The 22,707-nt window shown below is 37.7% G+C and carries 23 protein-coding genes; 14 read left to right on the top strand and 9 right to left on the bottom strand.

The genetic code is table 11. From position 1 onward, the window contains the following. The first annotated feature begins 2 nt into the window (after positions 1 to 2). The 5 genes from trpCF to yciA all read left to right on the top strand — a co-directional run bounded on the left by trpCF (position 3) and on the right by yciA (position 4,601). Positions 3 to 1,403: a bifunctional indole-3-glycerol-phosphate synthase TrpC/phosphoribosylanthranilate isomerase TrpF gene (gene trpCF / locus CTN01_RS14160; protein WP_107342180.1), complete on the top strand. Its 1,401-nt coding sequence runs from the start codon at positions 3 to 5 to the stop codon at positions 1,401 to 1,403. Positions 1,404 to 1,405: 2 nt separating this feature from the next. Then, the gene (trpB, locus tag CTN01_RS14155; RefSeq protein ID WP_045082633.1) at positions 1,406 to 2,596 is read left to right on the top strand and encodes a tryptophan synthase subunit beta; all 1,191 of its coding nucleotides are present in this window, start codon (positions 1,406 to 1,408) and stop codon (positions 2,594 to 2,596) included. Next, entirely contained in the window at positions 2,596 to 3,402 is an 807-nt protein-coding gene (trpA, locus tag CTN01_RS14150) for a tryptophan synthase subunit alpha (protein ID WP_045082634.1), read from the top strand. The genes trpB and trpA overlap by 1 nt, the downstream gene beginning before the upstream one ends. A 246-nt stretch (positions 3,403 to 3,648) precedes the next feature. Continuing rightward, positions 3,649 to 4,188 (top strand): septation protein A, encoded by a 540-nt coding sequence (locus CTN01_RS14145; RefSeq protein WP_005370788.1) that lies wholly within the window; start codon positions 3,649 to 3,651, stop codon positions 4,186 to 4,188. An 11-nt stretch (positions 4,189 to 4,199) separates the two neighbouring features. Beyond that, positions 4,200 to 4,601 carry an acyl-CoA thioester hydrolase YciA gene (yciA, locus tag CTN01_RS14140; RefSeq protein ID WP_005370787.1) on the top strand — a complete coding sequence of 134 codons (402 nt, stop codon included), beginning with the start codon at positions 4,200 to 4,202 and terminating at the stop codon, positions 4,599 to 4,601. Positions 4,602 to 4,640: 39 nt separating this feature from the next. Here the strand turns inward: yciA and CTN01_RS14135 are convergent, their stop codons facing one another. Genes CTN01_RS14135 through CTN01_RS14125 form a run of 3 tightly spaced genes read right to left on the bottom strand, consistent with a single transcriptional unit; the run spans position 4,641 to position 7,237 of the window. Continuing rightward, a complete protein-coding gene (locus CTN01_RS14135; RefSeq protein ID WP_045149576.1) occupies positions 4,641 to 5,273 on the bottom strand; it encodes a bifunctional 4-hydroxy-2-oxoglutarate aldolase/2-dehydro-3-deoxy-phosphogluconate aldolase in 633 nt (210 codons plus the stop codon). Between the two features lie 8 nt (positions 5,274 to 5,281). Continuing rightward, the gene (kdgK, locus tag CTN01_RS14130; RefSeq protein ID WP_045149575.1) at positions 5,282 to 6,214 is read right to left on the bottom strand and encodes a 2-dehydro-3-deoxygluconokinase; all 933 of its coding nucleotides are present in this window, start codon (positions 6,212 to 6,214) and stop codon (positions 5,282 to 5,284) included. 15 nt (positions 6,215 to 6,229) lie between these two features. Beyond that, positions 6,230 to 7,237 carry a zinc-binding alcohol dehydrogenase family protein gene (locus tag CTN01_RS14125; RefSeq protein WP_045149574.1) on the bottom strand — a complete coding sequence of 336 codons (1,008 nt, stop codon included), beginning with the start codon at positions 7,235 to 7,237 and terminating at the stop codon, positions 6,230 to 6,232. A gap of 136 nt (positions 7,238 to 7,373) precedes the next feature. On the opposite strand from CTN01_RS14125, the gene CTN01_RS14120 reads away from it, so the two are divergent. Next, positions 7,374 to 8,276: a GntR family transcriptional regulator gene (locus tag CTN01_RS14120; protein ID WP_045149573.1), complete on the top strand. Its 903-nt coding sequence runs from the start codon at positions 7,374 to 7,376 to the stop codon at positions 8,274 to 8,276. A 31-nt stretch (positions 8,277 to 8,307) separates the two neighbouring features. Here CTN01_RS14120 and CTN01_RS14115 read toward each other — a convergent pair whose 3' ends face one another. Continuing rightward, positions 8,308 to 9,795 (bottom strand): UxaA family hydrolase, encoded by a 1,488-nt coding sequence (locus tag CTN01_RS14115; protein WP_045149571.1) that lies wholly within the window; start codon positions 9,793 to 9,795, stop codon positions 8,308 to 8,310. Between the two features lie 254 nt (positions 9,796 to 10,049). Here CTN01_RS14115 and CTN01_RS14110 point away from each other — a divergent pair, with 254 nt between their 5' ends. From CTN01_RS14110 to gspS2, 7 genes are all read left to right on the top strand, one after another. Continuing rightward, positions 10,050 to 11,489, top strand: coding sequence for a tagaturonate reductase (locus CTN01_RS14110; protein WP_045127207.1), 1,440 nt, complete (start codon positions 10,050 to 10,052; stop codon positions 11,487 to 11,489). Positions 11,490 to 11,503: 14 nt separating this feature from the next. Next, positions 11,504 to 12,490, top strand: coding sequence for an aldo/keto reductase (locus tag CTN01_RS14105; protein WP_045082640.1), 987 nt, complete (start codon positions 11,504 to 11,506; stop codon positions 12,488 to 12,490). A gap of 14 nt (positions 12,491 to 12,504) precedes the next feature. Continuing rightward, the gene (locus tag CTN01_RS14100; RefSeq protein WP_045127208.1) at positions 12,505 to 13,338 is read left to right on the top strand and encodes an amidohydrolase family protein; all 834 of its coding nucleotides are present in this window, start codon (positions 12,505 to 12,507) and stop codon (positions 13,336 to 13,338) included. Positions 13,339 to 13,531: 193 nt separating this feature from the next. Continuing rightward, positions 13,532 to 14,824: an L-fucose:H+ symporter permease gene (fucP, locus tag CTN01_RS14095; RefSeq protein ID WP_045127209.1), complete on the top strand. Its 1,293-nt coding sequence runs from the start codon at positions 13,532 to 13,534 to the stop codon at positions 14,822 to 14,824. Further along, entirely contained in the window at positions 14,825 to 15,181 is a 357-nt protein-coding gene (locus CTN01_RS14090) for an L-rhamnose mutarotase (protein WP_045082643.1), read from the top strand. 190 nt (positions 15,182 to 15,371) lie between these two features. Then, entirely contained in the window at positions 15,372 to 15,671 is a 300-nt protein-coding gene (locus CTN01_RS14085) for a YciI family protein (protein WP_006646989.1), read from the top strand. Between the two features lie 19 nt (positions 15,672 to 15,690). Next, positions 15,691 to 16,092 (top strand): type II secretion system pilot lipoprotein GspS-beta, encoded by a 402-nt coding sequence (gene gspS2 / locus CTN01_RS14080; protein ID WP_006646988.1) that lies wholly within the window; start codon positions 15,691 to 15,693, stop codon positions 16,090 to 16,092. 106 nt (positions 16,093 to 16,198) lie between these two features. Here the strand turns inward: gspS2 and sbmA are convergent, their stop codons facing one another. From sbmA to CTN01_RS14060, 4 genes are all read right to left on the bottom strand, one after another. Then, the gene (gene sbmA / locus CTN01_RS14075; protein ID WP_052666675.1) at positions 16,199 to 17,200 is read right to left on the bottom strand and encodes a peptide antibiotic transporter SbmA; all 1,002 of its coding nucleotides are present in this window, start codon (positions 17,198 to 17,200) and stop codon (positions 16,199 to 16,201) included. Positions 17,201 to 17,486: 286 nt separating this feature from the next. Continuing rightward, on the bottom strand, positions 17,487 to 18,425 hold the full coding sequence (locus tag CTN01_RS14070; protein ID WP_045082645.1) for a class I SAM-dependent methyltransferase: 939 nt from the start codon (positions 18,423 to 18,425) through the stop codon (positions 17,487 to 17,489). A gap of 80 nt (positions 18,426 to 18,505) precedes the next feature. Continuing rightward, complete coding sequence (locus tag CTN01_RS14065) at positions 18,506 to 18,775, bottom strand: hypothetical protein (protein ID WP_045149569.1); 270 nt, start codon at positions 18,773 to 18,775, stop codon at positions 18,506 to 18,508. A gap of 150 nt (positions 18,776 to 18,925) precedes the next feature. Next, entirely contained in the window at positions 18,926 to 19,621 is a 696-nt protein-coding gene (locus tag CTN01_RS14060; RefSeq protein WP_045131845.1) for a TIGR01621 family pseudouridine synthase, read from the bottom strand. A 287-nt stretch (positions 19,622 to 19,908) separates the two neighbouring features. On the opposite strand from CTN01_RS14060, the gene cls reads away from it, so the two are divergent. Beyond that, the gene (cls, locus tag CTN01_RS14055; protein WP_045082648.1) at positions 19,909 to 21,360 is read left to right on the top strand and encodes a cardiolipin synthase; all 1,452 of its coding nucleotides are present in this window, start codon (positions 19,909 to 19,911) and stop codon (positions 21,358 to 21,360) included. An 81-nt stretch (positions 21,361 to 21,441) separates the two neighbouring features. On the opposite strand, the gene yiaY is transcribed toward cls, so the two are convergent. After that, the gene (gene yiaY / locus CTN01_RS14050) at positions 21,442 to 22,590 is read right to left on the bottom strand and encodes an L-threonine dehydrogenase (RefSeq protein ID WP_005370749.1); all 1,149 of its coding nucleotides are present in this window, start codon (positions 22,588 to 22,590) and stop codon (positions 21,442 to 21,444) included. Between the last annotated feature and the right edge of the window lie 117 nt (positions 22,591 to 22,707).

Raw genomic sequence — 22,707 nt, 5'->3', positions numbered from 1 at the left:
TCATGGAAACAGTATTAGCAAAAATTGTTGCTGACAAAAGAATTTGGGTAGAAGCACGTAAGGAATCACAGCCACTTGATTCATTTATTGATGATCTCATCCCAAGTGATCGCGACTTCTACCAAGCGTTATCAACCAATACTGATAATGGTGTAGAGCGCCCTGCATTCATTCTTGAATGTAAAAAAGCCTCACCATCAAAAGGCTTGATCCGAGACGATTTTAATCTTGATTACATTGCTAGTGTGTACAACAACTACGCTAGTGCGATTTCAGTTCTAACCGATAAAAAGTACTTCCAAGGTAACTTTGAGTTTCTCCCTCAAGTCCGTGGTCAAGTACGCCAACCGGTACTATGTAAAGATTTCATGGTTGATACCTATCAAGTCTATTTAGCTCGTCACTATCAAGCTGATGCTATTTTGCTTATGTTGTCAGTCCTCAATGACGAGGAATACCAAACCCTTGCTGATGTTGCCAATCAATTAAATCTTGGCATTTTGACCGAAGTAAGTAACGAAGAAGAGCTTGAACGTGCAATTAACTTAAAAGCGAAAGTTGTCGGTATTAACAACCGTAATTTACGCGATTTAAGTATTGATTTAGACCGCACTAAACAGCTTGCACCGAAATTATCACCAGACACGATTGTGATTTCGGAGTCTGGCATTTATAGCAATCAAGAAATTCGCCAGTTATCTCAATATGCCAATGGCTTTTTAATTGGTAGCTCGTTAATGGCAGAAGATAACCTCGATCTTGCGGTACGCCGTGTATTACTTGGTGATAACAAGGTTTGCGGATTAACCGAAGCGAAAGACGCCACCATCGCTTACCAAAATGGTGCTGTTTACGGCGGTTTAATTTTTGTTCCTGCATCCCCTCGCTGTGTTGAAATCGAGCAAGCACGCCATGTGATGACAGGCGCCCCACTCGATTATGTTGGCGTATTCCAAAACGCAGAGCTTGAAACAATTGTCGATACAGCAAAACAACTTGCACTAAGTGTTGTGCAGCTACATGGCACAGAAACGCAGCAATACATTAATGAGCTAAAAGCACAACTTCCAGCTCAATGTAAAATTTGGAAAGCCCACGGGGTATCAGATGCTTTACCTGATTTATCAGCATACCAAGTTGATAAACACCTTGTTGATAGTAAAGTAGGTAATCAAACTGGTGGTACAGGGACAAGCTTCGACTGGTCGTTGATCCAAAGCGGCGGTCGCAAAGGTATATTACTGGCTGGTGGCTTAAATGCAGACAACGCACAACAAGCGGCAGCATTAGGATTTGATGGCCTTGATTTAAATTCTGGTGTGGAAAGTGCGCCAGGTAAAAAAGACCCGAATAAATTGAGTGCGGCATTCGCGGCAATCAAAAATATTAAGGACGATAAATAATTATGAGTAAATTAGATGCCTTTTTTGGCGAATTTGGTGGTCAGTATGTACCACAAATTTTAGTGCCTGCATTAGACCAATTGGAAGATGCGTTTATTGAAGCGCAGCAAGACCCAAGTTTTCAACAAGAATTTATTACACTACTTAAAGAATACGCTGGTCGTCCAACAGCCCTAACGCTATGTCAGAACTTGACGAAAGGGACAAAAACAAAGCTATACCTGAAACGTGAAGATTTATTACACGGTGGCGCGCACAAAACTAACCAAGTGTTAGGTCAAGCATTACTTGCTAAACGCATGGGTAAAAATGAGATCATCGCTGAAACTGGTGCAGGTCAACACGGTGTTGCTACCGCACTTGCTTGTGCACTACTCGGCCTTAAATGCCGCGTTTATATGGGCGCTAAAGATGTTGAACGTCAAAGCCCTAACGTATTCCGTATGAAGTTGATGGGCGCAGAAGTCATTCCTGTCCACTCAGGCTCTGCAACCTTAAAAGATGCTTGTAATGAAGCAATGCGCGATTGGTCTGCAAGTTATGACAAAGCACACTACTTGCTAGGTACTGCGGCAGGCCCTCACCCATTCCCAACGATTGTACGAGAATTCCAGCATATTATTGGTGAAGAAACTAAAGCCCAGATCTTAGAGAAAGAAGGTCGCCTACCTGATGCGGTTATTGCTTGTGTCGGTGGTGGTTCAAATGCCATAGGTATGTTCTCAGATTTCATTGAAGAAACAGATGTGAAACTGATTGGCGTAGAGCCTGCCGGTAAAGGTTTAGATACCGATATGCATGGTGCACCTCTTAAACACGGTACCTTAGGTATTTTCTTTGGTATGAAAGCACCACTGATGCAAGATCAACACGGTCAAGTTGAAGAGTCTTACTCTGTATCAGCAGGCCTTGATTTCCCATCAGTCGGTCCACAACATGCTCACTTAAATGCAACAGGTCGTGCTGAGTACGGATCTGTAACTGATGATGAAGCACTAGATGCATTCCAATTGCTTGCACGTAAAGAAGGGATCATTCCTGCGCTTGAGTCTGCTCATGCATTAGCTTATGCAATGAAACTTATTCATGCAGAGCCAGAAAAAGAACAATTGCTAGTAGTTAACTTATCAGGTCGTGGTGACAAGGATATCTTTACTGTTCACGATATTTTGCAGGAAAAAGGAGCTATATAATGGATCGTTATCAACAATTATTCAGCACATTAGCTGAGCGCAATGAAGGCGCCTTTGTGCCTTTTGTTACCATTGGCGATCCAACTCCAGAACAATCAATGAAGATCATTGATACATTAGTTGAATCTGGCGCTGATGCTTTAGAATTAGGTATTCCATTTTCAGATCCTCTCGCTGATGGTCCTACAATTCAAGGTGCAACCATTCGCGCATTAGAATCTGGCACAACCCCTGTGTTGTGTTTTGAAATGCTTACGCAAATTCGCCAGAAATACCCAACAATGCCAATTGGTTTGTTGATGTACGCCAACCTAGTGTTTGCTGCAGGTATCGATAACTTCTATCAGCAATGTGCAGAAGCAGGTGTAGATTCAGTGCTGATTGCTGACGTTCCTGTTAATGCGTCACAAGAGTTTCGTGATGCGGCAAATAAATACGGTGTTCACCCTATTTTTATTGCGCCACCAAATGCAGACGAAACTACGCTCCAAGCTGTGTCTGAACTGGGTGGTGGTTACACTTACCTGTTATCACGCGCAGGTGTAACGGGTGCAGAAACTAAAGCGGGAATGCCAATCGATCACTTGTTATCTAGCCTTAAAGCACATAACGCGCCGCCAGCTATTTTAGGATTTGGTATTTCTTCTCCAGAGCAAGTTAAGGAAGCGATCACCGCAGGTGCAGCGGGCGCAATCTCAGGCTCTGCAGTCGTGAAAATTATCGAGCAAAATCTTGAAAACAACACCGTAATGTTAGAAAAATTATCTGCATTCATTTCATCGATGAAAGCGGCAAGTAAACGCTAAAACCTTAAAAAAATTATTAATAAAAGCCTATCACATGAGAGCCACTTTCTCGTTGATAGGCTTTTTACTATTTCTCCCTACATAGAATCACTCTTTCTACGCATATTACCTAGTCTATTTTTCCAAGCTCATAACGCTAAAGCTATGCTCTCACCAAATTGTGAAAAGCAGCTTTTTTTTGATCGTTTTTCATTCATGATTCTAAAAAGGTATACTATCAATAATTATTAAAAATGAGTTGTTGTAATGAAACAATTAATAGATTTTATTCCCCTTATAATTTTCTTTATTTTATTCAAAACAAGTGGCATTTTTATCGCCACTGGCGCTTTAATTGCAGCAACAGCGGTTCAGGTAGCTTTGACTTGGTTTATCTATAAAAAAGTCGAAAAAATGCAACTGGTTACTTTCGTATTAGTGGCCATCTTTGGTGGCTTAACCATTTTCCTCCATGACGAAAACTTCATTAAGTGGAAAGTCACCATCATCTACGCCATCTTTGCTCTAGCATTACTTATTAGCCAATTTATGGGTAAACCGCTTATCAAAAGCATGCTGGGTAAAGAAATTACTTTACCTGAATCAATTTGGTTACGAATTAACCTTGCTTGGAGTGTGTTTTTTGTTGTCTGCGCTATAGTAAACATCTATATTGCATTTAATTTCCCTTTAGATATATGGGTAGACTTTAAGGTATTTGGGCTATTAGCATTAACGCTACTCTTTACCTTCCTCACCGGTGGCTACATTTATCGCCACTTACCGAAAAGTGACAATAACCAGTAAAGTTGTAAATCATGAACACTGAAAATAATATCCCTCGCGGACAGCTTCTGCTTCGCACGCTTGCCATGCCAGCCGACACCAACGCCAACGGTGATATATTTGGTGGTTGGATCATGTCCCAATTGGACTTAGCAGGTGCGATCCTTGCTAAAGAAATTTCTGGCGGGCGTGTTGTGACTGTCTCTGTTGACAAAATAGAGTTTAAAGCACCCGTTGGTGTTGGTGACGTGGTTTGCTGTTACGGTGAATGTAAGCGTATTGGTAATACATCAATGAGTGTGGGTCTTGAAGTATGGGTGAAACCTGTCGATGTTGAGGCTGTCGGTGATCGATACCGTGTATGCGAAGCAACGTTTAATTATGTTGCTATTAACAGTGAAGGCCGCCCTCGCCCAATTCAAAAAAACTCGTAATAAGCAAAGTCAGGTTCAATGAACCTGACTTTTTCATTGTTAAACAACTGTTTTACGAAGTTGTTCTACAACAGTCTTTACTAAAACGGCTATATCTTCCCACTGCTCATTTTCAATCAAAGCATTAGGAACCATCCAAGTACCACCACAAGCAAGTACCGAAGGTAATGTAAGATAATTATTTATATTAGCCTCATTAACGCCACCAGTCGGCATGAAGTTAACTGGATATACTGCGCTTAGCGATTTTAGCATCGCAACACCACCAGATGGCTCCGCAGGAAAGAACTTTAGTGTCTCAATTCCCATCTCCAAAGCTTGTTCCACCAAGCTTGGATTATTAACACCAGGAATGATTTTAACCTTGCGTTGTTGACTGTATTTAACAATATTTGGATTGAATCCAGGGCTAACGATAAAATCTACGCCAGCTTCAATCGCATCATCGACATGTTTTGTTGTTAACACTGTTCCCGCGCCCAATAACATATCTGGATATGCCTTACGCATATTAATAATTGCTTCTTTTGCGGCGGGTGTTCGAAAGGTAACCTCAGCACATGGGAGGCCGTTATCTACCAAAACTTTTGCAAGCTTTTCTGCATTACTTGCATTTTCCATTGCAATAACAGGCACAACTTTCATCGTTTGTAGTTTTTCAAGTAAATTCATATTTGTTCCTAATTATTAAGTTGTGGCATTACATCTAACGGAATGATGGCACCAGGGTATTGAATAACAGTGCCTGCGAGTAAGTGCCCCATTGCAGCAGCTTTTAGTACATCACATTCTATAAATCGACTTGCCATATAACCCGCACTAAACGAGTCACCAGCGGCAGTTGTATCGATAATATTTGATATATGTCTAGCAGGTACCTCATGAAGTTGGTCATCTTTAACAACAAAACAAGCGTTACTGCCTCGCTTTATAACGATTTCATCAATTCCCATTACTTGCGCGCGTTCTATTGATTGTGATTCACTTGCATCACCAAACAATGCTTGCTCATCATCGAAAGTTAAAAAAGCAAGATCTGTCATCTTTAATATACGGCGATAAGCAGACTGAGCTTCCTCTCTCGAAGACCACAGATTTGCTCGATAGTTGTTATCAAAAGCAATCTTAGTGCCTTGTCGATGGCATTGATGTAAAACATCAAACAAGATTTCAAGCGCTTGTTTCGGCAATATTGCTAAGCTGATACCACTTAAATAAATCCACTGGCTTTGACTGAGCTTACTGACTAAATCTGGCACACTGACATCGAGTAACCAATATCGTGCGGCAGAATCACTTCGCCAATAATGGAAACTACGCTCGCCATCAGAATCAGTATCAATTACATATAAACCAGCATTTTTAGTTGCTGAGGTATGAACTAAATCAGTGTTAATGTTTTCAGCTTGCCAAGCTCTCACCATTTTCTGACTAAAAATATCTTCACCAATACCAGTAACATAATTAATACTGATATTTTTTCCATTAACTAAACGAGCGAGATACAAGGCTGTATTTAAGGTATCGCCACCAAAGTTAGGGTTATATAACTCCCCCGACTTTTGTAGCTCAACCATACATTCTCCAATAACGCTAATGGTGATATCTGCCATTATCATTACCTCGAATTACTCTGACATTAAAATAACAGCTTTCAATAATTGCTTGTTATCAATAACTTGCTCTTGATAAATTTCAGCCAACTCAGAAAACATAAAACTATGAGTCAACATCATTTCTGCTGAGATGTCTTTACTCGCCATTAAACGGGCCACTTTTTCAAAATCTTCAAGTGTCGCGTTACGACTTCCCATTAATGTGGTCTCTTTTTTATGGAAGTCTGGATCACTAATTTCTAAGTTACCTTTATGCAAACCAACATACACAATCGTGCCGCCATTACGAATCAGGTTTACAGCGTTATTCATCGCATTAGCATTACCAGTAGCATCAATGACAGTCAGTGCCAGAGCACCTGAAAAACACTCTCTAACCGCCTCTTCATCAGGTGTAATAGCTTTTACGCCGACAACCTTTTCAATGTGCTTACGACGTTCTTCAGAAGTATCAGCGACGATAACATTTGCACCATCACTTTTGGCAATAGCTGCAGCCCCAAGTCCAATTGGCCCAGCCCCAACCACAAGGATGTCTTGACCTTTTTGCACATTTGCACGTCTGACAGCATGGGCACTGATCGCAAATGGTTCTATGAGGGCTGCTGTAGATGGTTCAACATCAGAGACTGAAAGTAATTGCGATGCTGGGACATTTAAATACTCACAAAAACCACCATTTTCATGAACGCCGATAACCGAAATATTTTCACAACAATTAGGACGGCCACTTTGGCAGGATGGACAAACTTGACATGATACATATGGAATTAAGGCAACACGGTCACCTTGCTTCCATTGTGTTACATTTTCACCTACTTCAGTAATTTCACCACAAACTTCGTGACCTAAAACTCTAGGATATGTAAAAAAAGGCTGATTCCCTGTATAAGCATGAATGTCTGTACCACAAATACCGACTGCTAACACACGCAAGGTAACAGTATTTAACCTCGGCTTTTGAATATTAGTTTCTTCATATTTAAAGGTATATGGTTTTTCAACAACTAAAGTTTTCATAACAGGTGCTCCTCATTAAATTGAGAACATTATCGACCTTTACACTTCACATATTTTTAAAATAAATAATTAGTGTGACTGTAATCCTTTTTTTTAGTCGTTAAATGGTTTTTTATATATAGCAGGAGGATAAAGCATGTCACGAAGTAAAAATTTGCGAAAACTCATAGCTAATCAAATAATAGATGATTTAAGTCAGGGAAATATCGAGTCCCCATTACCATCACAAACAATTCTTGCAGATCTTTATAGTGTAAGTAGAACGACAATTAGAAATATAATAAATGAATTTATAGACAAAAAATTACTTATAGAAACCAACGATGGCATTGTTTTATCAAGAATACCGGATAGTAATGATAAATATAAGAAAGTAAAAAAAACAAGAATAAAACAACCCAAAGAGCTTGTTGAAAAATATCTTAATTATGCTGTTAATAGTAAAAAAATACAACCAGGTGACCTTTTCACCGAAAGAGAACTTGCCTCTGAAATTGGAATAAGTGTCAAAGAAGTTCATGAACAATTAGTTATCCTTTCTCGATTTAAGATACTAAAACTTCAAGAGCATGGGCTATGGGAAATGACTCCAATTGATGTTAATTATGTAAACAAATTATATGATTTAAGATTGTTAATTGAGAACCATTCAATAAAAAGTTTCATGCAACTTCCTAAAAATGATATTCGCTGGACACAAGCAAAGTACTTATTAGAGCAACATAAAAACTTTGATAAAAAAATAATAAATGACTATAGAGAGTTTTCAAATATAGATAGGGAATTTCATAAACTTATTCTATCTGCCAGCGATAATGTTTTTATGGATGAGTATTTTGAAACTATATCCATGATATTTCATTTGCAGTATCAATGGGATGACCACGACTTAAGAAATAGAAATCAAATAGCTATTTCGGAACATATATCGATATTGTGTAAAATGTTATCTGGTAATTACTTAGAAGCAAAAGATGAATTAGAACTTCACTTAAAGACAGCTAAAAAGTCTTTTGAGAATAATCTAATTGAACAATAAAAAAGCAGCACCATTTGGTGCTGCTCGTTATTTAAAGTGTTACACCTGATTTAAAAATAGCAATTTCACGCATATTGTTTTTTTCATTACAGGTCAATTCACCATTAGCAATAGCGACAATACGATCAACAAATTCTTCTAACAAATCCTCCATAGAAGTACCTGTCAAAAGTTTGCCAGCATTAAAATCAATCCAATTTTTCTTCTTCTCGGCTAATGTATTATTCGAAGACACTTTTATTGTAGGTACAACCCCACCATAAGGTGTCCCTCTACCTGTTGTAAATAACACAATATGGCACCCACTCGCACATAAAGCTGTTGTTGCAATAGGATCATTACCTGGTGCATTTAATAACAATAAACCGTTTTGCTTTATTTTTTCGCCATACATTAAAACATCAATAACACTCGATGAACCTGATTTTTGAGTACAACCCAGTGATTTATCTTCTAGTGTTGAGATCCCACCCTTTTTATTACCAGGAGATGGGTTTTCATAGATTGGCTGATTATGATCGATAAAATACTGTTTAAAATCATTCACCATATTCACTGCTTTATCAAACGTCTTCTTATCGTTACATCGTTCGAATAAAAGATGCTCAGCGCCAAACATTTCAGGTACTTCAGTCAAAACAGATGTACCACCATAGTTAATGATGTAGTCAGAAAACTTACCGAGTAATGGATTCGCAGTTAAACCAGAAAAACCATCTGAACCACCACATTCTAAACCAATTTTTAACTTGCCGATTGGCAACTTCTGTCTTTTATCAGCTCTAACTAATTGATAAATAATTTCTAATTTTTCAACACCGTTTTCTATCTCATCTTCTACATCTTGAGAGTTCATAAACATGACTCTGTTTTCATCATAATCATTTAAACTTTCTTTGAATGCAGAAATTTGATTATTTTCACAGCCTAACCCAACCACTAAACACCCACCAGCATTTGGATGTTTAACGAGATCGCCTAAAATCAGTTTAGTATTTTCATGATCGCCACCAAGTTGAGAGCAACCAAATTGATGCTTGAAAACAAAAACACCATCAATATCATCTAGTGTATGTCTCTTTTGAAATTCATTAACAATCTGCTCTGAAATACCGTTTACACAACCAACCGTTGGTATTACCCATATTTCATTTCTTATTGCTACATCACCATTACTTCTTTGATAAACATTAATTTCTCTTTCAGAAAGAGAAACACGTTCTTTCTCTATTTTAGGTGTATATGTATAATCAATCGTATCAGATAAATTCGTTTTTATATTGTGGGTGTGAACTAAAAAACCTTGCTTTATATCTTCAATAGCATGACCTATTGAAAATCCATATTTTATAATTAATTCACTATTTTTAATATCAGTTAATGCAATTTTATTGCCTTTATCAATAGGCTCTTTTATTTCAATACTATTATTTCCAATAGTAAAAAATTCACCACATTTAAAGTTCTTTAATGCAATAACAACATTGTCTTTATCACTAATTTTGTAGACTGTATTCACTGTAATGGCCTCTTATTAAAGCCCCCACCTGACAATCATATCTTATTTATGCTTCTTATATAGATCAATACTTATTGTAATTATCATCGATATTACTTTGTTCCTTACATTAAATACCGATAAAAAACCGAAAAAAATGAATACTAACACATTAAATAACCATACAGATAAAAAGGCAATTTTTCATGGGTATATTCATCACATAGTTTACCTCGCCTGACAGCTAATAATAATTTAAAGATAAGAGTAAATTTATGATATTAAACAATGCGTCATACCCACGAAAGAATTACCCGACAAAAGCAATACAATTTGGTGAAGGTAATTTTTTAAGAGCGTTTATTGACTGGCAGTTTGATTTACTTAATGAGCATACAGATTTTAATACTGGCATTACAGTAATAAGACCAATTAATAGCCTGCATCCAAAACTAGACAATCAAGATGGATTATATACAACTCTAATTAGAGGGATTAATGAAAAGGGAGAAAAGGAATCAACAGCGAGAGTAATACAATCAGTTAATAAAGAAATATTAGCCTATCAAGAATTTGACCAGTATCTACTAGAAGCAGAAAATCCAGATTTAGAATGGGTTATTTCAAATACAACGGAAGCTGGTATCAAATTTAATGATACTGATAAACTTCATGACCAACCAGCTTCAACTTTTCCAGGTAAACTTACACAATTTCTTCTTCATCGTTTTACTACATTTAATGGTGACATCAATAAAGGGCTTATATTTCTTCCTTGCGAACTCATTGACTATAACGGAGAAGAGTTAAAAAAATGCATTGAACAATATATTTACCTATGGGATTTAGGGCATCAATTCCAAAAATGGATCAATGAGGCAAATACATTTTGCTCTACCCTTGTTGATCGAATTGTAACAGGCTACCCTAAAGATGAAATACAACAAATAGAATCAGCTTTAGGGTATCAAGATAATTTCCTAGTTACAGCAGAGCATTTTTATTTATTTGTTATTCAAGGGCCAGATTGGCTCAAAGATAAATTAAAGCTAAATCAATATCCACTGAACATTAACGTTGTTGACGATATAAAAAGCTATAAAGAGCGAAAAGTTGCTATTTTAAATGGTGCACACACCTCAATGGTTCCTGTCGCGTACTTATCAGGATTCGATACTGTTAGAGAATCTATTGAAGATGAATATATTCAATCATTTGTTGATAATCTTATTCGCCATGAAGTCATACCAATGATTAAAATGCCGCAAGAAGAACTACTTGATTTCTATAACTCAGTGATTAGCCGCTTCAAAAATCCATACATCCAACATAACTTATTGAGTATTTCTTTGAACTCATTTGCCAAATTTAAGGCTCGAGTTCTACCACAATTGATCTCATATAGTAAAACTTATCATCAAGCGCCTGCATACATTTCCTTTTCATTAGCTGCACTTATTTGTTTCTATCAAGGAACTCGTGAAAATGAAACCTATGAACTAAATGATGATTTAAAAATACTTAATAATTTCAAAGAGTGGCAACCTCTTTATGAATCCAATATTCAACAATTAACAATGAATGTTCTTGGTATGACTGAACACTGGGGAGAAGATTTAAACAGTGTACCAAAGCTTACTGAAACCGTTTCATCCCATATAAGCAATATTAAGCAACATGGTATTAAAAAAGCTATGAACCAATTAATCGCATAATTTAAGGATAGATGATGGAAACAAAAAAATTGGGCAAAACAAATTTAGATTTAACTAAAATTGGTTTTGGAGCTAGTGGTTTTGGTAATTTATATCGTGAAATATCAACTCGCCAATCGTGTGCTGCTTTAGATAAAATTTGGGATGTTGGCTGTCGTTATTTCGACGTTGCTCCTCACTATGGGGCGGGCCTTGCAGAGCGTCGTCTCGGGTTAAGCCTTCATAAATATAATCGTGACGATTATATTCTATCAACAAAAGTTGGTCGTATTTTACACCCTCGCCATGAGCAAGGAGTGCAAATGCCAAATGATTTCCCTAATGAAGCGCCATTTAATCGTCATTATGATTACTCCTACAGTGGCGTGATGCGCTCATTTGAAGATAGTTGCCAGCGTTTAGGTACAAATCGAATTGATATTTTATTAATGCACGATATCGGTAGTTATACGCATGGTGATCAGCACAATAAACAATTCAAGATTGCAATGGATGGCGGTTATAAGGCTATGGATGAGTTACGTAGCCAAGGATTAGTAACAGCAATTGGGATTGGTTGTAATGAACATGACGTTCTAAAAGAAGCAATGCCGCATACTGATTTTGATTGTTTCATGCTCGCAGGTCGCTATACATTATTAAACCAAACCGCAGATGATGGTTTTCTCGATGAATGTGCCAAAAAGAATATTTCAATTATTCTTGCCGGCGTATTTAACTCAGGTATTTTAGCATCTGGTCCTAAGGTTGGCTCTTACTATGATTATGCACCAGCATCTGATGAAATCATTGCAAAAGTACAACGGATCTATCAAGTATGTGAAAAACATAATGTCGACCCAATTGCCGCAGCTATCCAATTTCCGTTTAGACATAAAGCAATTACAAGTGTGATGCTTAACGCCATGAAAGAGCATCATTTAGAGTCAAATTTAAAAGGTATTACTGCCACTATTCCTCAGGAATTTTGGAACGAAATTGACACCTTAACTCACTTGTAATAAGGAAATTATCCATGAAAATAATTGATGCTCACCAACATTATTGGCACTACAACCCAAGTGAGTATGATTGGATTGATGATTCCATGAAAGTTTTGCAACAAGATTTTCTTCCAAGTCATTATAAAGAAGAAATGAAAGGCAATAATATTCATGGCAGTGTTGTTGTTCAAGCTCGACAATCGGATCAGGAAACAAAATGGTTATTAGATTTAGCCGATCATAATGAACATATTTTAGGTATTGTTGGCTGGATTGATTTAAAATCAAAGAATCTCGAGCATCAATTAAAAGAATATAAAGCGTCTACTAAATTAAAAGGTTTTCGTCATGTTATACATGATGAACTAGACATAGACTTTATGCTCGACCTGCAATTTATTAATGGTTTACGTTTATTAAATGAATATAATTACACTTATGACTTATTAATAAAAAGTGAACACTTAGAAAACACAATAAGATTAATAGAACAATTACCAAAAATGAAATTGGTTATTGATCATATTGCCAAACCAAACATAAAGAAAAAAGAATGGGATACATGGGCTATTCATTTAAAGAAAATTGCAAAGGATTACCCACATGTCTACTGTAAAATATCAGGCATTGTTACCGAAGCCGACTGGTATAACTGGAAAGAAGAAGAACTCATAGAATATATAAAGTATGTGATTGATATATTTGGCCCAAGTCGTGTTATGTTTGGCACAGATTGGCCCGTATGCCAAGTTGCATCAAAAATAAATAAAATCATAGAGTTATGTGAAAAACCTATTTATAAAAATAATCATAACATCCAATACAAATTATTTAATGAAAATGCGTCATTATTCTATAGTTTATAATTAATAAAAATAAAGGTTATTTAATTAACCTTTATTTTTAAACTTTAAAAATAAAAAACCGAATAAATACAGAATATAAAGACCATGATAGCAATTAAAAAACCATAAATTAATTAAGTGACTTTTTTAGGTAATATTTCATCAACCCTACTTAATGATGATTTTTTACAATAATGGAATGAGGCATAATTAAATGCATGTAAATATAAAAGAGTCGAATGTTAATAACATTTCAACCACTAAGAAATATACTCTCGCGTTTGCCACCCTTTGTGTTATGTTTTTTGCTTGGGGTATCCCTAATGCACTTCAGAATGTAATTCTTCCTCAGTTTCAGATCGGTTTCCAATTAAGCAATCTTCAAACGGGATTCATTGATAGTGCTTTTTATTTTGGCTATTTTTTCGTTCCGATCATTGCAGGTATTGTCAGTAATAAATTTGGTTTTAAAGTGTCAATTCTTATTGGTGTCGTGTGCATGGCGACAGGCACTTTTCTGTGCTCGACATCTGCATCAATTTTTAGTTTTGGCTATTTCTTAGTTGGCCTGTTTGTCATCGCTGGCGGTTGTGGATTTTTAGAATCATCAGCAAACCCGCTTGCAACAATGCTAGGCTCCAAAGATGAAGCTGCTTTTAGAATAAACTTTGCACAAATCTTTAATGTAGCAGCAAGCTTTTTAACGGCAATTATTGGCTCTCACTATATATTAAAAGGCGTTACATATAAAAGTGAAACTCAATTAGCTGCCATGTCTCAAGAACAAGTAGAAGCTTACCATCACAGTTTAGTACAAACAGCGACAGCACCTTATTTCGTTATTGCAATAGGGCTATGTCTTATCGTTGCTTTAGTCATTTTCACACCATTTCCTAAAGCAAGTGATGTAGGTAGTGCTGGTGAATCTTCTGACGGCTATTTCAAAACATTTAAGCGTGTCATGAAAAAGCCTCATTTCAAGTGGGCGCTCATTGCGATGTTTTTAATGAATGGCTGTCAAAATGGTATTTATGCCTTCGCAATTCGATACAGTGCAATGAAACTAGAACTAACACCAGATCAAGCGTCAAGCTATTTAATCTACGTACTTGTTGGTGCTCTTGTTGGACGTATTCTTGGTACACAGCTAATTAAACGCTTTTCTCCTCATTTAGTATTAGGGTATTTAGCCATCTTATCTTGCATTGCTGCACTATCAGCATCATTTGCACCTGGATATATTGGAGTGTACTCGTTAGTAGCCGCAGCAATGTTCATGGCTATTATGTACCCTACTATTTTCTCTCTAGGTATTGCAGACTTAGGAAGAGACACAAAAATTGCTTCTTCTTTTATGGTAATGATGATTGTAGGCTCTGTCGCTATGGTGCCACTTATGGGTTTCATTGCTGACAATGTTTCTGACTTCTCGATGGCTGAATTAGCCCCAGCCTTTGGCTACTGTGTGATCAGTTTCTTTGCCTTTAAAAAAGCGATGGTGCGATAAATGAAAATTTTTACCAAAGTACTTAAGATTAATGAACACTTTAATGCCAGTGAATATATAAAAGCACATCAGCCCGAAAATATGTGGCCAGAAACCGTGGCAGCCTTAGCTGAAATTGAAGTGTTAGATATGGAGTTATATTTACATGACGACACTATCATTATGACAATGATAACCAACGACGACTTTAATCATGATATCGCAATGGCGAAGTTAGCAACTCTCCCTCGTCAAGCCGAGTGGGAGGCTTACGTGGCACAGTTTCAAGGTGCCGATAAAAATCAATCAGCTAAAGATAAATGGCAGCCATTAGACAGAATTTATCATTTTAAAACATGCCAAGAGTTTCTCAACTAACATCAAAGCCCTAGTTTTCTGGGGCTTTTCTTTTTTTTACAAAAAATGACGTTATTAACCACATTCGACAAATATAAAAAATACGCCTAGTTAGTGCTTTTTTTATTGGTTACTATGGGGAAATAGAACAACAAGATAGATAGCCACACCTTACTGCTATCATTTCTGTACTTTATTAGGGAGAACAATAATGTGGTATGTCATTTTTTCTCAAGACGTTGAAAATAGCTTAGAGCGACGTATGAGCGTACGTGAAAAACACCTTGCACGTTTGAAGGATTTACAAGAACAAGGTCGCCTATTAGTTGCAGGACCTATGCCCGCTATTGATAGTGAGAACCCAGGTGACGCAGGATTTACCGGCTCGACTGTTATTGCAGAATTTGCTTCTTTAGAACAAGCACAACAATGGGCTGACGCTGACCCTTATATTGATGCAGGCGTATACGCTAATGTGATTGTGAAGCCATTTAAAAAAGTACTTCCATAATTTATTTAAGGTCGAAATTGTGAAATTAACTATAAGCAAAGCGCTAATCACTGCATCATTAGGTTTATTACTGCTTAGTGGCTGTGCTTCTCATGAAAAACAACAAATTGCAGAAGCATTAGCAAAAAGCCGTGCGGCTGCAATTGATAGTAAAGCACCTTATCCAAAAATCGATGCTTATCAAATAACCCAAGCTTACGCGTCAGGAAATACCGTTAAAATAAATGTTATTTATGGTGGGAAAAGTCGTATCTCACCATCAAATGCTGCAAAAGTGGCTGCGAGAAACTACTGTAATGACAAAGAAATAAAACCATTGTTTGATAGTGGTGTAAATTACCTAATTACGATCAAAGATATCAGTGGTCGTACAATGGCCGAGCAAGCGGTATCTAAAAAATCTTGTGAAGCATTGAATTAATATTCATTTTCATAACGATAAAAAGCCCGTACCAATGCTCATTTGGTACGGGCTTTTCCATTTTCTATTTGAAATCTACCATCGCATTATTTCGATATAACACTATTTAATCTGCAGGTACTTGTTCTGCTGCAATCGCTTCATCTATTTGCAATTCAAATGCTTTAAGACGTTTATAAATAGACATTAACTCAACAATGGTGCTCCATGAATGAACAAGGAATTGGAAAGAATCTTCTACCTTACCAAAGGCACGTAAAATTTGCTGCAACACACCGAGCGTTAATGCGCCAGATACAATCGCAGGTCCTAACGCAATATACGGTACAATAACGGTATATTGAATGTATGACCATTTCGCAATGTCAAAGTAAAGATAGTGACGATATAAATTAAAGTAGTTCTTACGTACGTTGAAAAATAACTCGCCAACTGTCTCTGGCTGTGCTCTATTGCTTTGATCTTCACCAAAAACCAGCTCTTTCCGATATGCCGCTTCAACTTTTTGGTTTTTAAATTCAAGTCCAGGTAATTTGACACCAACAACCGCCAGTAAAACTGTCCCAAACAAGGCAGAGATAATCGCTAAATACACTAATGATCGGTCAACTTCACCTATCCACGGTAGTTCAGTAATGTTTTCACTCAGCACCCATAAAATAGGTAGGAAGGCGACTAACGTCATTAATGAGCGCATGAAGCTCACCCCTAACCCTTCAACAATACGCGCAAAGCGCATGGTATCTTCTTGAACTCGCTGAGAAGCACCTTCAATATGATGAATTTTATCCCAGTGTGACATGTAATAATCATTCATCGCTGTTCGCCAGCGGAAAACATAGTGACGAACAAAGAAATCAAGCATCACTGCAATAATGATATAAACAGAGACAATATTAAAAAACTCGATACAACCAGAAAGAAACTCATCAAATGTAACCGCATGAGGTTTCGCCAGTGCTTTCTGGATCAAATCATAAAATGTCCCAAACCATTCATTCACCTCAACATCAATCTGTACTTTGTACCAAGTCACATACAGAATTAAGGCACTACCTAAAATCGACCATAAAAACCAGCGCCGATCGAGAAAAAAAGACTTAAACATAATGACTCATCCTTAATCTATGTTTTGTTATGTGGCTACCCTAAACGAACTAACTAACAATCCTGCGTTTTTTGTTTTTATATGTTCTGCCTTTTCAGTATTTGTCAGCTGCTACAAAATTGCAACATTAGCCTTAATTATGAACAAGTTAGTAAGGTTGAATATATGGTTATGTGATGTTTTATCCATTTTTATCACTAGTAACCTAGTAATTAGATACAAAAAATCCCTTACATTAAAAACATAAGGGATAAGAAAGTGGTTATCGCTATCTTCGATTTTTCAATTAGTTGCGTTGGAATACCAATGCTTTTAAACCACCTTCTGGCTCAATATCTTTAAACTCTGGTGGATTATCGAGGCGCTTCTCAAACACGAGTTCTGGTGCTTCTGCTGCCATACCTTCAATTAAGAAAGCTGAAGTAATGCTCGGATCATTCACGCACGCTAACACTGTACCGTTTTCGGTTAACAATTCAGGTAAGCGACGTAAGATCTTTTGGTAATCTTTCGTGAGCGCAAAGCTACCTTTCTGAAATGATGGTGGATCAATAATAATGAGATCGTATGGGCCATATTTGCGCACCTTACCCCATGACTTAAATAATTCATGACCTAAGAAACTGACTTTCTTTAAATCATGTTTATTTAAATGGTGATTATCACGACCACGGCTTAATGCTGCTTTTGCCATATCAAGGTTCACAACATGCTCTGCGCCACCAGCAATCGCAGCAACCGAGAAACCACAGGTGTAAGCGAATAAGTTCAACACGCGTTTACCAGCTGCTTGCTCGCGAACCCAATCACGGCCTAATCGCATATCAAGGAACAAGCCGTTATTTTGCTTACGACCCAGATCTAGCTTGTACACTAAACCACTTTCAATCACATCTTGATATTCTGACGTTTCACCCCACACCACATCCATCGGAGATCCTTCGCGATCACGATGTTGAAGCAATAGCGATGTCGCACCACTGTTTTGCCATTCTGCTGTTTTAGTTAGGTTATTAAGCAAAGTGGTAAGTTCAGCTAAGAACTCAGTTGAAGGCTCTTTAAACAAGGAAACAAGTACTTGACCTTGTAGCCAATCAACCGTTATTTGCTCTAACCCTTGCCAACAACGTCCACGACCATGAAAGAGTCGACGAACTTCATTTGGCGGTGAAGACAATGCTGTTAGTAGATGAGCTTCTAAAGTGGGTAATGCACTTATTTCCATAATTTCAAACTATATAGTGAATTAAGGGCGCTATTTTATACACTGACCACAAGAATACCAGTTTCCACGTCTTATATTACTCAAGCCGCTAATAATAGGGTCGTTGGCGACACTGAAGCTGTGATTTCTCTAGGTAAAAAAAGCGGTATAAATGCAGGATAATTACGGTAAATTAATTGCGACGATAATTGAAAAATACCATCGTTAGTCTGTTTCAATTCAGGGAGATAAGGGGAATAAAACGTAGTGTGCTTTAATTGAAAGAACTGCTGAGCCCGATAACGACAATGACGAAGTTGACGTTGATTACGAAGTTGCTTTCTATGAGCTCGTGAGCGGGCAATACGCATGTTTTTTCTCTTGCTAGGTGATCCTAGACAGCCATTATACGTCAAGCTTATTGATAGTTATAGCACCAAGAATATCTACTGGTGCTAATTGTTGAGGATTTCTACAGTTCTAAATAAATTGCAGAAAAACACAGCAACGACTTCAAGGCTTTATACGCTCGCCTTTTTATAAGCCAGTGTTGGCCATTCTAATTGCCATGGCTGATTCCAATCGTTTAACGCCTGTTGTGCCTCAGCTACTTGCCACAATTTACCGTCTGTTGGGGGGCAAATAAAACGCTGTGTTTCGCCCTTATAAGGAAAAGACAGTGCATAAGCATGTAAGTAACCACGATCTGACGCTTCAGTACCATAAATATCGTCGCCAGTGATACCTGAACCAACACTACGCAATGCAACACGGATCTGATGCGTTTTCCCTGTATGAGGCTTACAGAGAAATAAACGTCGTCCTTCACCTGCTGCTGTTGAGAAAAACTGAGTAATGGCTGGATTTTCCTTCGTACTTTCTAATTTCCAGCTACTACGACGTGAACGAGTCATATCACCAATCACCACGCCTTGTTTTTTCTTTGGCTTTTTGGTGCCTATCGCAACATAAAACTTTTCGACCACACGCTCGGCAAAATTTGAAGATAGGATCGATGCCGCTTCTTTATTGCGTCCAAGCAGAAGTAAACCTGATGTCATTTTGTCGAGACGGTGTATCAAATAGAGCTTTTCGTCGCCAGTTTGTTCAGCAACAGCAGCGAGTAACGGCTGATCATTGTCATCTTTATGAACACTGATACCTGGATGCTTATTAATGACTAAAAAATCAGGGTGTTGGTAAACAAGAGTAAACATAGGGCAGCCTTACAACAAAAGAGCGAGCGAGTATACCAGCACAATATCAAAGGAAAAGTCAGGTGCGAAATTAACACAGTAAAAAAGTGGAATATCCCTATCTACTAAATACTTCTTCTCAATAAATTTCAGTAATTAATATTAGGTGTAATTTATGCATTTAATTAAACAGTTAAAACTGATTCTTCACCCCATTTTTGTTAATAAACACCCTAAATATTAGGTTTTTTTTACTTTTCAATGCACTATATATCTATAACGTATTATTGAATCAATGAAGTCATTTGATGGAACAATTTTATCAAGTCTTAACGTGGATTGGCGTTTTCGCCTACTGGTTACTCATCGCATCGGTTACTGTTCGCGTCGTATTTAAACGTCGTGTTGTTGGAGTATCGCTAGCGTGGATGATGATCATTTACATCGTACCCATCGGTGGGGTAATTGCATATCTATTATTTGGTGAATTAAATCTTGGTAAAAAGCGAGCTGAACGTGCACGTGAAATGTTTATGCCTTTTGCTAATTGGTTTAAACAACTCAATGATTGTCCGGGGCATCAACCTCAGGAAATGAGCCTTGTTGCTAAGCCGATCAGTGATTTATGTGAAAATCGATTAGGTATACCCGGGCTTATTGGTAATGATCTTTCCTTACAATCATCACCACAAGAAATTTTACGTTCGCTGGTTAACGACATAAATAATGCACAACATTCAATCCACCTTGAATTTTATATCTGGAACCCTGGTGGACTTGCTGATGAAGTTGGCGTTGCTTTAATTCAAGCGGCTAAACGTGGTGTTAGAGTTCGTTTGTTACTTGATTCTGCGGGTAGTATGCGATTCTTCCGATCGCATTGGCCTAAGTTAATGCGCGGCGCTGGCATCGAATTAGTTGAAGCATTAGCGGTATCACCGTTTAGGATGTTCTTCCGTCGTCTGGATTTACGTCTACACCGTAAAATTGTCGTTGTTGATGATCATATTGCTTACACAGGCTCTATGAATTTAGTCGATCCTGCATTCTTTAAAGTTGATGCCGGCGTGGGTCAATGGGTCGATGTCATGGTGCGAATTTCAGGCCCTACCGTCTCGGTTCTAAATTGTATTCAAGCATGGGATTGGGAGGTAGAAACAGGTAAACGCTTTTTACCCCCACTGCCTTCCTGTACCTTGGATACGGCACATAAAGACACGGTACAAGTCATACCATCAGGGCCAGGTATGCCAGATGATATTATACATCAAGCGTTGTTACTAAGTATTTACCAAGCACAAAAATCTGTCGTTATCACAACCCCTTATTTCGTGCCGAGTGAACATTTACTACATGCAATGAAAGGAGCGGCTGATCGTGGTATTGAAGTACACATTGTTATTCCGCGCAGAAATGATTCAATAATGGTGGAATGGGCAAGCCGATCATTCTTTAGTGATTTACTTGAATCAGGAGTACATATCCATCGTTTCCACGGCGGATTGTTACACACAAAATCTGTGGTTATTGATGATAGCCATTGCCTCATTGGTACTGTAAATCTTGATATGCGAAGCTTATGGCTTAATTTTGAAGTGACGATGGCGGTCGACAATATTGTTTTCACCCAAGAGCTAAGTCAATTACAACAAAGCTATATTGCTGATTCTGACGAAATCGATCGTGAACAATGGAGCAAACGTTCAATGAAGAACAAATTTATTGAGCGCTTTTTCTATATGTTTAGCCCACTGCTTTAACGCAATTAAGCTTAAATAAAAGTTAACCATTAAAAAAGGCAATCACTAGATTGCCTTTTTACTATCTCATTACTTTAGCAATTACATTGCAGCCATAAAGATCTGTGAAATTTCTTCATGGGTTGCTTGTTTAGGGTTAGTGAAACCACAAGCATCTTTCAATGCATTATCAGCAAGTAATGCGATATCTTCTTCTTTCACACCAAGTTCTTTTAAACCTAGTGGAATGCCAACATCTTTAGATAGCGCGACAATCGCTTCAAGTGCTGCATTAGCGCCCTGCTCTGCTGTCATACCTTCAACATCAACACCCATTGCTTTAGCAACATCACGTAAACGCTCAGCTGATACTTGCGCGTTATAACGCTGAACATGTGGCAGTAAAACCGCATTACATACACCATGAGGAAGATTGTAGTAACCGCCTAACTGGTGCGCCATCGCATGTACATAACCGAGTGACGCGTTGTTAAAAGCCATACCAGCCATGAACTGTGCATACGCCATTTGCTCACGAGCATTAAGGTTTTGACCATCTTTCACTGCGGTACGTAGGTTTTGTTGAATTAACTCAATCGCTTTAATTGCCACTGCATCAGTAATTGGTGTTGCGGCTGTTGAAACATACGCTTCGATAGCGTGAGTTAATGCATCCATCCCTGTTGCAGCAGTTAATGATGCAGGTTTTGCCAACATTAACTGAGGATCATTTACAGATATTAATGGGGTCGTATTTTTATCGACAATCGCCATCTTAATATGACGTTCTTCATCAGTGATGATACAGAAACGTGTCATCTCAGAAGCGGTACCAGCAGTGGTATTAATAGCAACCACAGGTAGCTGTGCTTTTGCAGAACGGTCAACACCTTCGTAGTCACCAATGTGGCCACCGTTGGCAGCCAATAGCGCAATACCTTTCGCGCAGTCGTGTGGAGAACCACCACCCAATGAAATCACAAAATCACATTGGTTTTCTTTTAGTAACGCTAAACCTTCATCAACGTTTTTAATGGTTGGGTTTGGTTGAGTGCCGTCGTAAACCACAGAGTCAATATCACGCTCAGTGAGCAATACAGCAACTTGAGTAACCACACCAATTTGGTTCAATACTTTATCGGTAACAATGAGTGCTTTTTTAAAGCCGTGAGATTTAATCGCATCAGCCGCTTGAGTCAAACAGCCTGCGCCCATAAAGTTAACAGTAGGAATATAGAATGCACTACTCATAATATTTACCTTAATTTAAATAATATTAATTACCAAAACACTCTGTTAAAAAATGCTTTCGTAAATAACACAAGAATAATCAAATATCTTTTTAGTATTGTTTTACCTATTTAATAA

This window comes from Photobacterium angustum, assembly GCF_003026365.1.
GTDB lineage: Bacteria > Pseudomonadota > Gammaproteobacteria > Enterobacterales > Vibrionaceae > Photobacterium > Photobacterium angustum.
The sequence above is the reverse complement of the archived record's forward strand: the minus strand, read 5'-3'. Positions and strand labels throughout refer to the sequence as shown.